The following is a 16,641-nucleotide window of genomic DNA, read 5'->3' on the forward strand; positions in this document are numbered from 1 at the left end:
CGGATGCAAAACCCCTCTGAGTTTTAGCACAGGATGACTCCTTCGGAGGCCGCAAACTCCACTTTTCCTATTAGTCCAGTTTGGAAGACTACATTGCAAGGCAAATTTGCCCATGCCAGCGGCTTGCTAATATCTTTCAACGGAGAACTGGATCTGGATAGGCGGACCCCATGGACCACAAGAGTGAAAGCAATAAATTGATATTGCCAATCCCGAATCAGCCAGCCACAACAGCCCCACAATCTACTCCAATGCCAGCAGATCGAGAAAGCTCGGCCGCCTTTTGATAGCAGCCCCTTATGAAAAGCAAAGAGAAGACTCACAAGGGAAAATGGTTTCTATCGCTGGCGGCCCTAGGCGTGGTTTTCGGAGACATAGGCACCAGCCCCCTGTACGCGGTTAAATTGATCTTCCACTCGAGGCTCAATATTCCTTTAACTGAGGCCAATATACTCGGTGGCGTTTCAACGATCTTCTGGGCCCTGATACTGATCGTGACAATCAAATATGTGACATTGATAATGCGGCTGGATAATCGTGGGGAAGGCGGCATCATGGCACTGATGACGCTGGCAATGGATGCCACAGAGGGACGAAAAAACCTCCAATGGTTTGTAGTTACCGCCGGTATACTTGGCGCTGCACTTTTCTTTGGGGATGCCATTATTACCCCAGCGATCTCTGTACTCTCGGCTATAGAGGGGCTTGAGGTTGGAAATCAGACACACCAATCTCTAGTGGTACCTATCTCCATTGGAGTCTTAATTTGCCTATTCTCAGTTCAGCGCTACGGTACCTCTACCGTAGGAACACTATTTGGACCCATCACTGCTCTCTGGTTTCTCACACTTTTGGTGGCTGGAGTATCCAGTATCATCAACAACCCTCAGATTCTCCATGCGATCAACCCTGAACATGCCCTGAGATTCCTCACCAATCATGGTTTTAGCTCATTCTTGGTATTAGGCGCTGTTCTTCTGGTTTTTACCGGAGCTGAGGCACTTTACACCGATATGGGCCACTTCGGCCGCAGCCCAATCAGAATGGCATGGTTGGGATTGGTTTTTCCCGCTCTTTTTCTGAACTACATGGGACAAGGTGCACTGTTGATGAGCCATCCCCATGCAGTCGATAACCCCTTCTACCGCATGTTTCCCAGTTGGGGGCTTTATCCGGTAATCATACTTGCCACCGCCGCCACAGTTATTGCCTCTCAAGCCTGTATTACCGGCAGCTTCTCCTTGGCCAAACAAGCAATGCAGCTAGGGCTTTTACCCCGCCTTACCCTTCGTCATACCTCAGCTCATCTTGAGGGGCAGATATTTATGCCTGGTGTTAACAGGCTGCTTATGTTTTTAGTGATAGGAGCGGTAGTGGGTTTCGGTTCATCCACCAATTTAGCCGCTGCCTACGGTGTATCCGTAAGCGGCGCCATGTTGATAAGTACTTGCCTGGCCGCGGTTGTATACCGCATTCAATTAAAATGTCACTTACTACTTTGTCTATCAGTGGCGGCCTTCTTTATCTTCATAGATCTCGCCTTTTTCTCCTCCAGCTTGCTAAAAATTAGTCATGGTGGCTGGTTTCCTCTCGGTTTAGGTGCCATAGCCTGTATCTCAATGTTCACCTGGAGAGATGGCAGGGAAGCCTTAGCACTGCAACTTCAGCGGCAAGAATTCAAACTGGAGCCTTATCTAACCGCCCTGCTGAAGAAAAACCCTATAAGAGTTCCTGGAACTGCAGTGTTCCTTACCTCGAGACAGCTATCCACTCCCCACGCACTGATCTATAACCTGAAGCACAATAAAGTATTACACGAAAACTTACTGTTCATTACTGTATCATTTGTGAATGCTCCACGGGTAATGCCTGGCAACCGGTATATCCTCAGCGAAATCCGTGAAAACTGCCACTACTTACTTTTACGCTATGGCTACATAGAGCAGCCGGATATTTGGAAGGTTTTAAAGCGGCTACGCCTTAAGAAAGAGCTGGATATCGACCCCAATAAGGCTTCATATTTTTTAACAAGACAAACCATCACCCCAACCAAGCAGGAGGATAGCCGTATGTTCTTATGGCGAGAGCGGTTGTTTGCGGTTATGTTCCGCAATGTGAGTAGCGCTGTAGAATATTACCGTATTCCTATGAGCCGTGTGATAGTAATGGGCGAAAAAATCCGAATTTAATTTAAACGATAAAGCGGTAGTGCCAAGTGGCACCACTGCTTACCAGTAATGGGAAATCATTAACTTATTTATAAAGCGGGAATCTAAATCACTCCGAGCCGTGACAAGTGTTGTCGGGCAAACTGAATCCTTCTCTGCTGTACTTCGGCAAAACTCTTACCATCTATATTGACTGCAAAGAAATACATATTGTTGCCAGTTTCCACTACGCCAACATACCAACCCAAAGCAAATTCATCATTAATCTGCCCGCCTCCCGTTTTTGCATAGAGCTTGTACGAGTCTGTCTCCTCTACCAACATAACTTCTTTGAATAAAGAGAGAGAGTCATCAGAAATAGGCAGGGCTCCAGAAAATAGCTTTTGCAAGAAATTTACCTGCTCCTTGGCCGATATCTTCAGGCTCCCATTTAGCCAAAATTTATCCAAACCAGAGGAGATATCCCTGTTGCCATATTCGAACTGAATCAAATATTGACTCATTCTCTTCCTGCCTATTTGAGAGGCTAATTGCCGATAAATAGGCACTGCGGAATTTTGAAAAGCCGCCCGGATGGGTAGCGGCTTGTCGTACCAAATACTGGGCCACCATCGCTGAGCCGGATACTTCAAGTGGTCATAGGTTAATTCCTGTACAAGGCTGCGGACCAAACCAGCGTCTAATGCAATCAGAGTGTTAGGCACCTTAAAGGTTGAGAACGGCGTGAGCCTTACATCGGCTCTCTTTTCATTAATGATTGAGTAAGTGGCCTCTTTGTGATTTTTCAGTACAAATGTGCATGATTTGCCACATTCAATATCTTCGGAAGACCAGGCGAGACTACTAAAGAGCAGAAATAATAATACGATTGCTTTCAATTTAAACTTCCCAGAGGTACTGGTTAATAAAATATCTGATCAGGGTAGCAATCATAAACGATCCTGCCGCATTCTCACCTGCCTTCATTTCAAGAGTACTCCGACACGAAGATTGCACAGGTAGCTGTTACCGGCATCGAAAACTTCGCAAAGAGCTATTCTACCCTTCGACTCGACTGAATTAGCTTTGCTAATGCCTTGTGGGCATCAACAAGGCCCAATCCGGTATTATTGACACCTAAGTGGGATCGCCTTGCCGTACCCTGAAGCGACTGCGCTACCAATGGCACAGCCTCACCGCTGGAGTACCCATAATAATCCGCTGCATCCAATAGCAACGCGCTGATAGCCGCCAACTGTGGTGCGGCAAAAGAGCTACCGGATTCAAAGTTATGGCTTGAAACTGAGTAAACTGCATCTCCCGAAATAGCAAAGCTCCGCTTGATCGCCAAGGGGTTATAACCAGGAACCGTGGCAGTTAAAGAGACTTCGTTGGAGAATGGCTGCAAATTGATCGCAAACATCAAGTTTTGACTGCCTGGAGCACCTTGATTTTGCTGTAAAAAAGCCTTGATCAGATCCAGGTCATAGGTAAAGAAACTTCCCAGCGGAGGAAGGCCTAGACGCTTGCGAACATCCGTATTCTCACCTTCCAAGTCAGTACCTGTATTCCCAATTGACTTGGTAAATATTTTGGATTGCAAAATATGGGATAGATGCTCCGAGAACTCCGGATCCAGCTGATCATTGGTGATATGAAAAGCCCGACTCATATTAATTACATCAATATCATCTCGGTTACGCATGTAAGCCATGGCTTCATTGTACGTTTTGCTTTCAGTACTTATGGGTACAATAGTAGCCTTGGGCGCAATATCGAGGATAATATCAATAACGGTATTGCCATGCAGGAAGGTGATGGGATCACCAAATTGAACTTCGGCTTCGATATTAGGGTACCGCTCGCGCTGTTCCTGTAAACGAACAGGATCAAACAAATCAAACACCCCAATGACAATGCCCTCACCGTCAAAATGCCGTACCAAATTCTGATGCTTGAGGTTATAGCTAGGCACATAGGGATACAGGAATTCATTAAGCTCCATCCGGAACATATCTAAATCCGCAATAGCGGCTTCAAAAGTTAACCTGTTCTCTTCTTGGTAATCTTCCGGCTGAAAGGTATATAAAAGTTCGGCGAGCACGGTAAACTCAGTGATAGACTGACCCCACTTGTGCATTTTCAATTCATCAACCATATAAAGTGATTTAGCCCACCCCTGATACTGGTCAAACTCAGCGGCCAAATAATCATCGAGTATTGGAGTAACAGGCTCCTCCCAAGGCCAGGGTGTTAGCTCTTTGACAACCTGTAAAGAGGCTCTCGCTTGATCTACGCTGGGATCTGATGCAAAGACCTTTACACTCAATACAATCAGCAACACCACAAATACTATCTTATTCAAAACCACTTCCTTTTTATTTGAATTTATTCTGGAATGACAACAAAAATATGCCAGAGACCTCACATGAGTATTTTATTTAACAGTCACAACTTCTCTAACTCAAATTAATAGAACCATGGCCCTGATAAAAAGGCAACCTATTAGGCTATCTCCATCCCACAGGAAGCACTCCTATAAAAAGGCTGTTTTTACAGGGCATCTGCAACTCGGAAATTAAGTATTTTATATTGTTTGATGCACTAGAAATAGATGTCACACTTTACTACTTGTGTACATGGTTTTCACTTTAGCAAAGTAGCCATTAAAACAAGTCCCCCCTCCCAACCATGTGAAATCGTTGGCGCAGCCATTCTAGAAACCTTCCCTTAGCATTGCATTCCAAATCCCTCACATTGGCGCAAAGTCGAGAAGCCAGCAAAACTTAAGCCAATACCGCAACTTTATTAGCAAGGCTTTATGTATAAAACAGAATAAGAAAGGCACGAGAAGGAATATCCATATAGAACGCACTTCAATTCAGCCCAAACATAACAGTCGAAAACTCCTTCATTTAATTAATGTTTATAAACTTCTTCGTTTAGAGGCCATGAAACGACAATGCCACTCAATTTGCATAGAAAATCAACTATCAAGTTTTCTCCCAAAAACACTTGCCTTCCATACTATACAATATTTAGATAAAAACCCATCCCAAGGAAAATTAGCTAAGACTGGCTCCACCTCAAAAAAATTATTATTTTTATATGTTATTTTTCCAAGCCCTTAAAACTACCGATAAAAGATTTTTTATTTTGCTCTTTTCCTAGCCTTAACTGCTGCCATATTAAGCTTAAAAGCCTCTCAAAATTGCTTGGCACTAAAGTCTGAAGTGTCAACTTCAAACCTTGAATTACTTTTGAGCCTATTTGAAAGTTGGTCATGTAAAGTAATATTTAAAGGGGCTTTTAATCTTTCAGCTCTCCTTAAATATCATACTAGCTCATGAAAGCATATCCCTTTCGCTGTAGCTACTGGTGTAACCTTCAAATTCACCAACCAATTTATTTTGCTCCCCCCAATCGCTTCACACATAAAATGTACCCAGTAGCCTGAGTAACTCAATGAGTACTGGATTAGCTTAAGTCGTTTATCTCCTGCCTATGTTAACTGCACACTAAACAACCTAAAGGTAATAGAATGTCACAATAATACTTTTTGTCAGGTCTTATGCAGAATAAAGTTAACCTAATCTAGTTGGCTAAATATCTACTAGGTGGTTTATAATGCCAGAACCCGATAACTACTTAAAATAGGGACAATGGGGAATTTTAATGAATAAAAAGATGTTTCGACTTTCTGTAATTTCAGCAGCTGTTCTATTAACATTAACAGGCTGTGATAGTAATAGTAGCTCATCTTCTGATCCTGCAGTCACTCCTGCTGCAGCTACACCTACACCTACACCTACACCTACACCTACACCTACACCTACTCCCGCCGATAAACCGCCAACAGCTAGCGATGTAACTATCAGCGGTGTTAAGCAAGGAATTCCGGTATCCGGAAAACTATTAGGCAGCGACCCTGATGGTGATGCCTTAACTTATAGTTTTTCAGAAAAAGATAAAGCAATTACCCCCGTTGATGACGTTTATAAATTTAGTCACGGCGAATTATCATTAAACAATGATGGCTTTGAATACACTTCAATCACAGGTCAAGACGCCACTATCACCTATACCGTAACCGCAAATGGTGCTTCGGCTTCTGCAAGAATCGAAATTATTGCTGATATTCCTCCAACAGCGAACACTGTTACTATAGATGGTGCAAAGCAGTGGATACCAATATCTATCGAGCTGCTGGGCAACGATGAAGATGGTGATGAGTTAGTCTATAGTTTTTCTGAGAATGGTGTGGCTGTTAATGAAGTAGATGGCATTTATACTTTTAGCCATGGGGAGCTTACAGAAGAAGACGGTCGATTTGAATATAGATCAATCTCTGGACAAGATGCCACAATTACTTATACCGTAACAGCAAATGATGTCTCAACATCTGCAACAATTGACTTCTTGAATGTTGCAAATGACCCACTAGCTTATCAGCAGTGGCACCTTCGTAATACAGGGCAAAAATCGTATGCATTAAGTGAGCAGATGGCTCAAGGTTTGGTAGATGCAGGATTTTACACACCCGTAGAAGCTGCCGAAGCACTTGCAGAAGGTGAAGCCGAGGAGCTTGTTGCCGGCGAAGATATGAATGTTGCAGCTGCTTATGCTCAGGGTGTAACTGGTACAGGTGTAACAGCGGTTGTCGTAGACTCTGGTCTAGAGATTCGTCATGAAGACTTAATAGATAATGTGCTAGTTAATCGCTCTCTCAATTTAGCTGTATCGGCAAACGACAGAACAGACCCAACAAGTCTTTCCAATAGCGGCGATCATGGTACTAGTGTCGCGGGCTTAATTGCTGCTAAAGGCTGGAACAATATAGGTAGCCGTGGCACATCCCCAGATACTGGGTTAATCGGCATGAATTATTTGGGCGGTGATACAATAGAGCAAACCGAACTGTTAATTCATGGATTTCCTGGAAGTGGTATTTCTACAAGCGAGGAAATCTCAGCATTTAATCGCAGCTACGGTATCACTTGGCCAGCTTTTATTGCTTACTCTGCTTTAGATGAAGCTATTGAATCTTACCCTAATCTTATGCTTCGAAGCGGCAAAGGCGCTTTGAACATTAAGTCTAATGGTAATTCTTTTATAGATGGCGGCCGCGAAGGGGCTTTCTGTAAAGACAATGGCGCTAATGAATTAGGTTTAACATGTTATAGCGCAGCGTTCGAACCTAGTCAGGCTCACCCATACTACTTGAGTGTTGCTGCAGTGAACGCCAACGGCAAACATACCAGTTACTCAACAGCCGGCGCAAGCACAATGATATCAGCTCCTGCGGGTGAGTATGGTCGCTGGGCGCCAGCGATGGTAACAACAGACCAAATGACCTGTATTAATGGTTATTCCGGCTTCAATGGTAGAACAATCAGCGCTTGGGGCGGCGCCTATGGCGAAGACTTTGCAGCTAGCCAGTTCCCGTTCAACTACCCTGGTCACCCAGAAAATGCGAGCTGCAACTATACTTCAACTTTCAATGGGACATCTTCCGCTGCACCGAATGCATCAGGTGTTGTGTCTCTAATCTTATCCGCAAACCCAGAACTGACTTGGCGTGATGTTCGACACATTCTGGCTTCAACAAGTACTTTGATTGACGCTGAAAACGAAAAAGTTGAGCTGACAATTGGGGAAGGTTCTTTTATTGCTCATGACGGCTGGATTGAAAATGCCGCGGGCTATCACTTTAATAACCTCTATGGCTTTGGCCGTGTTGATGCCGGCGCAGCTGTTGCTAAGGCTTTAGACTACTCAGAAAAACTTGGCGAGCAAATTATCACCGAATGGAAAGGTCTAGGCTCAACTGCTGGAGAGGAAGCCTTGCAGGCAACTATTCCAGACAACAGTGCAATTGGTGTAACCCGGCAAATCGAAGTAACAGAAGATATCATTATTGAAGCTATGCAATTCGAGTTTGATATCCGCAACGATGATATGGGGTCTTTTGTAAATGATAATCTACTATCCTCTGCAGGTAACGACCTTGCGCTTGAAGTAGTCTCTCCTTCAGGTACTAGAAGCGTTTTGCTCTCCTCTAAGCAGGCATTACTGGAGGCTTCTTGGAGCTCTGCAAATGGGTATAGCGAAGGTTATATCTTGGATGGTGCCGTATTCCTATCTAATGCGTTTTATGGAGAAAATGCTAGGGGAACTTGGACTATCAAGGCACTAGATACCGGTGACACCAACTTTGAATTTAGTGACACAGAAGATCTCGTTATTCTTATAAATGAAGAGACCGAAGAGAAGCCGACAGGCATGATAAACAATCCCGTAGAAAGTGTTCTAGAGGGGGTATCATTAAGAACATTCGGTCGTGCTGCTCAATAAGAAGGATAATACAATGAAGTTAAATAAATTACTGATCTTAACTGCCGCATTATGTGTATCAGGCATGGCGCAAGCTAGCTCCATTGATAGCATGGACAAAAAAAATGCCGGAACCAAACCGCTAAAAACTTTAGCTGCAGCAACAACAGACTCTGCTGAGCTTGGTATCTTTAAAGTTGAGCGATCACTGAAAAGTGTCCCATCATCGATTGCTGCACCTGAACATATTGTTGCAAGAAAAGGTGAAGTAGCTATAGTGAATATTGGTGACGACTCTGTAAAAGATATTGTCGGTAAAGGTACAATAGTACGAAACACAATAACGAAAGAATTAACAACTCTAACTGGAAACGTAACAATTTTATTAAGTAAAAATGTTACTGCATCTGAAGTAGCTGAAGCTACCGGCATGAAAGTATTGTCGGTATTTCCTGGCACTGATATTGCCATCTTGAAAATTAAAGAAGGCAATGATTTGTTAGAAGCTTTCAATGCAATAAAACAGTCTGGCCTGACAATTGAAAGCCGAGTCGAAGTCACTGAAACTATGCATAAAGCACAATAGATAAAACAACCTATAGAAGTGAGTTTTATCTTATAAAAGCAAAAGGCATCACTAATAAGTGATGCCTTTTCAATTGCAGATGGCGAGCAACGCCCGGATTTAACCAACAAGATTTAGACTATGAATTCTGGCCGCTAGCTTTTCCAGCTTGTCGAAAGTGGATACTCAAGCCTGGATTGTAAAACCAAAAAATATTAACACTAGTATCATACTGCCCCTTATGAGAAGTGCCAGTACTTTTCCAGCACTCCCTATCGCCCAACTGTCGGCACCTATGCAAGGGTAACGCACTGCGAGCCGTATAGCACCAAATACCAATGACCTCGGCAGACCTTCTGAAAGGCATGTATTACTATTTTATGCCACGCATAACCTGTCGGTACTGTGTACCCTCACCGCGGAACTGAATATTGTGGCAAGTTGAAGCAGCATGATTGTCAGTTGAACTTGAGCATAAACGAGATAGAGCTTGCAAAGCCAAAAGTCAAGCACCTACAAACGAACACATCTATAAACGCTCCCATCAAACCATTTACAGGGGCTTCAGCAGCCCTCATTGCGTCAAAAGTTCTATGGATATAGAAGACCTAAAAAAGGATCTGGGCAAATGGCTCGTATATTACGATAATGATCGCATTGACCTAGGTAAAAAGATCTGGAAGGAAAAACTCGTAACCTGAATATGACCCGACAGAGCACCTTTTGAAAAAACCGATAACTATCAAATCAAGTGTGAACTACTACAGTTGACCACAACACTTCACTAGCCCACCAATTCTAGAGCACTTTAGAGTTTACACAATTGAAACCTCAACGAAAACAGGTACCTGTTCAATAGTCTCATGATAGGGTTTAACAAATCTAATTTCCGTCCCATCAATTTCGGTCAACTGTTTAGACCAGGCTAAATCATAAAGAGTTTTCAAATCATTCTTATCAGCTTCAGTGAGCTCACTTTTTTCGCCATAATTCATGATGGAGAATGGCTTATGCGCACCATAGATCACACTAGGCCAAGCTTTCTCTTTCAAATCAGCAAAGAAATGCCTCAATCCAAATATATGGCCCAGCTCGTGAATCATAGTATCAACTTGCTCTTTCCGACTTTGTTCAAACATTGTGGGAAAGAGCACCAGTTCATTACGCCCCGGATTAGGAAAAAAGGCACGCGCTAATGTACAGCCTACCACACTACAACTTTCTACAGGCTCTACTCTAATTTTAAAGTCCCAAACATTTGGGTTCTCATTAAATTTGACCGGAGAAGCATCCCCCCACTTTAACAAGGCCTCCCCAAGTAGAGCCCGAATATAGTTTTTTACTTCGTCTGGGTTTTTAAAATACCGCAAAGACTCTTCATCAAATTTCCACCTAAGAGTTACATCTTCCCCCCAAAGGGGGATGTACCCCTCTCCACTGTGTAATACTAAATCCAGTGGGGATCTATTTTCTAAGGTAGGATATCCCACTTTATCAGTGACACAAATCTTATTCTCACCATACTTATGAACTATAGGCTCGACGCAAGAATCACATTCTTTTTTTGACTTAAGTTCCAGATGGAGTGTTTCATTTGAATAGCTGCTATTGTCTGATGACACTGTAATCCACCAATATAAAACAATAAAGAAACATAACTAAAACGATAATACATGTTTAGTAAAACGCGGGGATATAGGTGGTTTCTCGCAGCAGAATCCTTTCGAAACAATATTAGAACCTCATAATCTATGCCATAGCACTATTCTCATTGCTTAACCAAGTCCCATCCGAGTGGGCATCCACAGTCTCTACTCCAAAGGCGAAGACTTTCTTTAGCTTTGTCGGTAGTCTGCTTCTTATTGTTGTAGACGCCTTCAAGTTTAATCTAATTGGCAAAAATGATAGCCCCGACCGTATCAATAGACTTCAGCTGCGCCTGGTAGGCAAAGTATACGTCCGACGACACCTGATGCTGCACTTTAAGGATCGGACAGAAGATCACATGGTTATGTGATCTTAAGACTGAGCTCAACAGGAGTTTTATCCATCCATGAAAGGTAAGAAATACTCAAGTTAAAACTGAACATAGCAGTTTTCTAGTGACCACCTAAAAACAGTGCAAAGTGATACTGACTGGGCTTAACAGTCATAATGGCCTTCGCCAACAAGAGAACTAAGTCCAGCACAGTGGGCCAGAAAGTGAAACCTCCAAAAATCTGTTAAGGTATTTCGTTAACTTCCCCAAAATATCATTCTAGATTCACGGATAAAGTAGATTTCTATAAGAAAGCACAACGTAGTAGAAGAAACCCAACAAACCAGCAAAGGCGCTCCAGTAGCTTGAACCTGAAACACTCGTTCAATTTTATCTCACTTCTTTACCTACTCTTTGCTTTTGATCCCCCTTGGCAAAACCATCGTTTGATAAATTGATATAATTGAAACAAGTGGCATCATGAGAGTATCGCCAAATAAATGACTTGATGACTAGCGACGCTTTATTTTTTAATTCTTAATTAGTGCCACCCACCTATATAAATTGAACATCACTACATCAATACAAATACCCAAGAATAACAACATGAGTGCGGCAGCTAATGCTATTAGAGGGGCCTCTACATGCTCATTATAATTCGGCAAATGAGCCACAAAGTAAGTGAAAATTAATATAGCGAGCAAGTATAGAGTCCAGCACCTTTCGAGGTGCCGGAAACATTTATTCTGATTAATATGAAACCTTAAAATGATGAGCTCTGCTAATACAAATATTATTACTCCAGTTAAAGACAAGACTAGAGTAAATTGCATTGCTCTAGGTAAGCTTGGAAATAATGTTGCTGTGTGCATCATCTCCCAAACTTTAAGACCAAGGACCAGGGATGTGAACCAAGCAGCGCCCAAAAACACCCCTACAAACGGTTTAAATTTCCAGTAACTTTTAGACATTTTGAAATCCCCAACTTTGTTTGGACACTCAAAATTTCAGATGCAAAGTAAATTACGTTGAAAACTATTGCTACTAAAAAATTACATACGATTCAAAGAGTCGTAGCCCCAGTATATTTAAGCCAGACAGAATAATGGCATATTTGTCAGCTATCGTATGGTTTGCAATAGGAGCCCTACTCATACTAACTCTAACTCCCTGAGGTAGTATGAGTAAGCTGATCAGTTTATTCGGCTATCCTTGTGTCCCTATTAGCCTCCTCTCTGCCATGTACAATCCGATAAAGCAGTGGCAATACAAATAACGTCAACAATGTCGAAGAAATAATTCCGCCAATCACTACCGTGGCTAGGGGTCTTTGCACTTCAGCTCCTGTACCTACATTCAAAGCCATAGGCACAAAGCCGAGGCTGGCCACCAATGCAGTCATCAACACCGGACGCAGACGGGTCATGGCGCCATCGATAATTGAGGTGAAAAGCCCGCCTCCTTGCTGGCGTAATTGACGGATAAAGGAGAGCATTACCAGGCCATTTAAGACTGCCACACCTGATAGGGCGATGAAGCCAACTCCTGCAGAGATCGACAGTGGCATACCACGCATCCATAGAGCCAGAACACCCCCAGTCAACGCCAAGGGGACTCCGGTAAAGATAATCAGGGCATCCTTAAACGATCCAAAAGCCATTACCAGTAAGCCGAGAATGATAAGCAACGTTAGCGGCACTACGATTAACAAGCGGGTACTGGCGGATTCCAGCTGTTCGAAGGTACCTCCATAGGCAAGCCAATATCCTGCTGGCAGGGATACCTGCTGCTCGATACTCGCCCGCGCCTCTTCCACAAAAGAGCCCAGATCACGGTCGCGCACGTTGGCTGTTACCACCACACGTCGCTTGCCATTTTCACGGCTTATTTGATTTGGAGCTGGCGTCATCTCCAAACTGGCGACTTCAGACAATGGCACATAGCTACCCAGTGGACTACCGGCGGGTAACGGCACAGGTAAATCACCGAGGCTTTCGTAATCACGACGTAGCTCCTCCGGCAGGCGGACTACCAATTGGAAACGACGGTCTCCTTCGTAAATCAATCCGGCCTCCTCCCCACCAATCGCGGTGGATACCAAATCCTGCAGTGTTTTCAGATCAATACCGTAGCGGGCAAGTGCGATACGCTTGGGCACAACAGAGAGAACCGGCAGTCCCTCTACCTGCTCTACCCTCGCATCGGCAACCCCTTCAATACCATTGAGCACACCGAGGATTTCATTAGCGGAGGCCACCAGCTGATCCAGGTCATCGCCGAATACTTTGATGCCCAGATCTGCACGCACCCCGGAAATCAGTTCGTTAAAGCGCATCTGAATTGGCTGAGTAAATTCGTAGTTGTTACCTGGCAACTGACGCACAGCTTCTTCAATCTCTGCTACCAGTTGCTCTTGAGGTAGTTTCGGATTAGGCCACTGGCTCCGGGGTTTTAGGATCACAAAATTATCGGCCACATTGGGAGGCATTGGGTCTGTGGCCACTTCTGGCGTGCCTATCTTTGCGAATACTTTGTCTACCTGGGGAAATTCTTTAATTCGCTGTTCCAACAAGCGCTGCATCTCGACCGATTGCTCCAAACCGGTGCCGGGAATCCGCAAGGCATGTAGTGCGATATCTCCCTCATTCAATTGAGGAATAAATTCCGAGCCCAGGGTGGTTGCAAGCCAGCTACAAAAAAGTACCAGTGCAAGAGCCCCGGAAAGTACCAGCCAGCGCACTTTCATCGCAGCGATTAGCAGTGGCTTATAAAGAGATTTGGTAGCAACGATCAGCTTGTTTTCTTTCTCACTGATTTTGCCTGTGAGGAAAACAGCAACCGCTGCCGGTACAACTGTCAGTGAAAGTACCAGCGCAGCCAGCAAAGCCATTACTACAGTAGCAGCCATGGGGTGGAACATCTTGCCTTCCACACCGGTTAAGGTGAACAATGGTATATACACCACCGTGATAATCAACACACCAAACAAGCTTGGGCGAATAACTTCGTTAGTGGCTTGAAAAACCAGTTCCAATCGCTCTTGCAAGGGCAACTTACCACCTTTACGGCCCTGGGCTTCGGCAAGTCTGCGAATGGCATTCTCGACAATAATCACCGCCCCATCGACAATCAATCCGAAGTCTAGAGCGCCAAGGCTCATCAAGTTTGCGGAAACACCGGTTTGCACCATACCGAAAATTGTGGCAAGCATAGAAAGCGGAATTACTGCTGCGGTGATAAAAGCCGCTCGAATATTCCCCAGTAACAGGAATAGCACTACAACAACCAGTAACGCCCCCTCGATAAGGTTTTTCTGTACCGTAGCAATGGCTTTATCTACCAGAGTGGTGCGGTCGTAAACCGCTTCTACCTTAATACCCTCCGGCACGGTAGACTTTACTCCCTCCAAGGCAACCGCAACATTGCGGGCTACCTCTCGGGAGTTCTCCCCCACCAGCATCATGGCGGTACCCAGTACCGTTTCTACACCATCACGCGTGGCAGCGCCGGTACGCAGTTCCTTTCCGATAGCCACTTCCGCCACGTCCGAAACTTTAACCGGCGCCCCACTGCGACTGGTAATCACTACATCTTCAATTTCGGCGATACCTTGTAACTGGCCTGGTGAGCGCACTAATAATTGACGACCATTATTCTCCAGGTAGCCGGCACCTCGACTCTCGTTATTCCGACGCAGGGCTTCGGCGATATCTTCCATGGAGAGACCAAAGTTGAGCATCTGCCGAGGATTGGGAGTAACGTGATACTGTTTGTTGTAGCCGCCAATGGTATTCACTTCTGTAACACCGGGCACCAAAGACAATTGCGGCTTGATAATCCAATCCTGAATTTCCCGCAGTGCCGTGGCATCGTAGGGCTGCCCGTTCGGCTGGGTAGCGCCGGGGTTTGCCTCCACTGTGTACATAAAGATCTCACCAAGACCGGTGGCAATAGGTCCCATCTCGGGCTCCAGCTCCGGGGGTAAATTGCTCTTTATCGCACCGAGGCGACTGTTAATTAAATTACGGGCAAAATAGAGATCAGTCCCTTCCTTAAAAACCACAGTGACCTGGGATAGCCCATAGCGGGAAATCGAACGGGTGTATTCCAAGTTGGGGAGACCGGCAAGAGCAGCCTCCACCGGGTAGGTAATCCGTTGCTCAGCTTCTAATGGCGAGTATCCGGGGGCCTCAGTATTAATCTGTACCTGGACATTGGTAATATCGGGGACCGCATCAATCGGCAGTTTCTGGTAACTCCAAATCCCCAGCCCCACCAATACAAAGATCAGGGACAGCACGAAAAAACGCCGCTCAATTGAGAAGCGCAGGATGCCTTCAATCATCTTCTGGCCTCAATTAGTGGTTATGTGCAGCGCCGGATTTTTCGATATCCGCTTTGATCAGATAGCTGTTCTCAGTGACATAGCGATCCCCCGCATTGAGACCACTCAGCACTTCCGTCACTTTGCCATCGGTACGCCCAAGCTTAAGCGGGCGAACTTCGTAGGCTTCGCCCACCTTGACAAATACCACTGTCCAATTGCGAAATGGCTGTAAAGCCCGATTTTCCACCACGAGAGGCACAGGACTTTCACTGGTTACCACTTGGCCCTGAACCATTAAATCGGTTGTCCAAAGATCGTTAGGATTCTCAATTACTGCTCTTGCAATCGCGAAGGGTTGACCATTACCGCCGGGAGCGAGGCTAGCAATGGTTGAATCGAAAGTTCTCTCTCCAGCTGTAATGGACACTTTTTGGCCGCGACTGATCTGACCACGGCGAGTGGGAAATACCTGTAGTTCAGCCCACAATTGATTGTAATTGGCGATAGTAAACAGAACTCGCTCACCACTAAACTCACCACGGCTGGCTTGTTTATCGATTATCTGGCCGCTAATAGGCGCAACCAGCGGGTAAGTTTGCAGGCTGTCATTGGATTCAATCGTAGCGAGTTTTTCCCCTTTTTCTACCAAATCACCCAGTGCTTTTTCGATAGTGACCAGAGTTCCCGGGTAGCGTGCGCGCACATGGCTAAGGCTGCGGTGATCAACGGCTGTTTTACCGTATAGAGTGACACTCTCTTTTATTGTGCCGGAGCCAGCAACAGCAGTTTCAATGCCGGCTTTTATTGCCATTTCCTCAGAGATTTGTACACGGCCTTCATGGGATTCGTAACTCCATTCTGCTCGCTCCCCGTTATGAAGAACAGAAACAGTAACATCGAAAGAATGCGGTTCCCCTACAGCACCTTCACCGCGGTAATACCCGTTGCGTTGCTCCCAGGTAAATAGGATACGATCCACTTTCCCACCGAGTCTCTTTAACTCTACGGCAAGGCGAGCATTTTCCTGAGGCTTATCTCCCCGAGAAATCCAAGCGCGAAATTCCGGCTGAATGCCTCGTTCATAAATAAGCAGTTCAACTGACAGATCACCCTTTTCCAATAAACGGCCTCCATTTGGGCCTTTCTCTACCTCATCCTCGTTGTGTTCACCATGGCTATCACTATGATCACCACTTGCATAGCTTTGGGGCACCAACCAATTCCCCAAGAGAAACAGGGAAAGGAACAGTATCGCCAGCTGATTCGCTTTAGTTGACTCACTCATATTTCA

General features: G+C 44.9%; 8 protein-coding genes. 3 read left to right on the forward strand and 5 right to left on the reverse strand.

Annotated elements, in window-relative coordinates:
- The first annotated feature begins 299 nt into the window (after positions 1-299).
- Positions 300-2,189 carry a potassium transporter Kup gene (locus ACJJJA_RS12865; RefSeq protein ID WP_444904874.1) on the forward strand — a complete coding sequence of 630 codons (1,890 nt, stop codon included), beginning with the start codon at positions 300-302 and terminating at the stop codon, positions 2,187-2,189.
- 83 nt (positions 2,190-2,272) lie between these two features.
- Here ACJJJA_RS12865 and ACJJJA_RS12870 read toward each other — a convergent pair whose 3' ends face one another.
- Together ACJJJA_RS12870 and ACJJJA_RS12875 are read right to left on the reverse strand one after the other, a co-directional pair.
- The gene (locus tag ACJJJA_RS12870) at positions 2,273-3,046 is read right to left on the reverse strand and encodes a penicillin-binding transpeptidase domain-containing protein (RefSeq protein WP_444904875.1); all 774 of its coding nucleotides are present in this window, start codon (positions 3,044-3,046) and stop codon (positions 2,273-2,275) included.
- 155 nt (positions 3,047-3,201) lie between these two features.
- Positions 3,202-4,512, reverse strand: coding sequence for a hypothetical protein (locus tag ACJJJA_RS12875; protein WP_444904876.1), 1,311 nt, complete (start codon positions 4,510-4,512; stop codon positions 3,202-3,204).
- A 1,310-nt stretch (positions 4,513-5,822) separates the two neighbouring features.
- Here ACJJJA_RS12875 and ACJJJA_RS12880 point away from each other — a divergent pair.
- Positions 5,823-8,501 carry a S8 family serine peptidase gene (locus tag ACJJJA_RS12880; RefSeq protein ID WP_444904877.1) on the forward strand — a complete coding sequence of 893 codons (2,679 nt, stop codon included), beginning with the start codon at positions 5,823-5,825 and terminating at the stop codon, positions 8,499-8,501.
- A 13-nt stretch (positions 8,502-8,514) separates the two neighbouring features.
- Complete coding sequence (locus tag ACJJJA_RS12885) at positions 8,515-9,066, forward strand: serine protease external chaperone (RefSeq protein ID WP_444900656.1); 552 nt, start codon at positions 8,515-8,517, stop codon at positions 9,064-9,066.
- A gap of 794 nt (positions 9,067-9,860) precedes the next feature.
- Here the strand turns inward: ACJJJA_RS12885 and ACJJJA_RS12890 are convergent.
- The 3 genes from ACJJJA_RS12890 to ACJJJA_RS12900 form a co-directional block, all read right to left on the reverse strand.
- Positions 9,861-10,667, reverse strand: a complete 807-nt coding sequence (locus ACJJJA_RS12890) for a zinc metalloprotease (protein WP_444904878.1) — start codon at positions 10,665-10,667, stop codon at positions 9,861-9,863.
- Positions 10,668-12,221: 1,554 nt separating this feature from the next.
- Positions 12,222-15,368 carry an efflux RND transporter permease subunit gene (locus ACJJJA_RS12895; protein WP_444904879.1) on the reverse strand — a complete coding sequence of 1,049 codons (3,147 nt, stop codon included), beginning with the start codon at positions 15,366-15,368 and terminating at the stop codon, positions 12,222-12,224.
- Between the two features lie 13 nt (positions 15,369-15,381).
- Positions 15,382-16,635 (reverse strand): efflux RND transporter periplasmic adaptor subunit, encoded by a 1,254-nt coding sequence (locus tag ACJJJA_RS12900; RefSeq protein ID WP_444904880.1) that lies wholly within the window; start codon positions 16,633-16,635, stop codon positions 15,382-15,384.
- Between the last annotated feature and the right edge of the window lie 6 nt (positions 16,636-16,641).

This window comes from Microbulbifer mixtoriginis (SeqCode) (assembly GCF_052466865.1).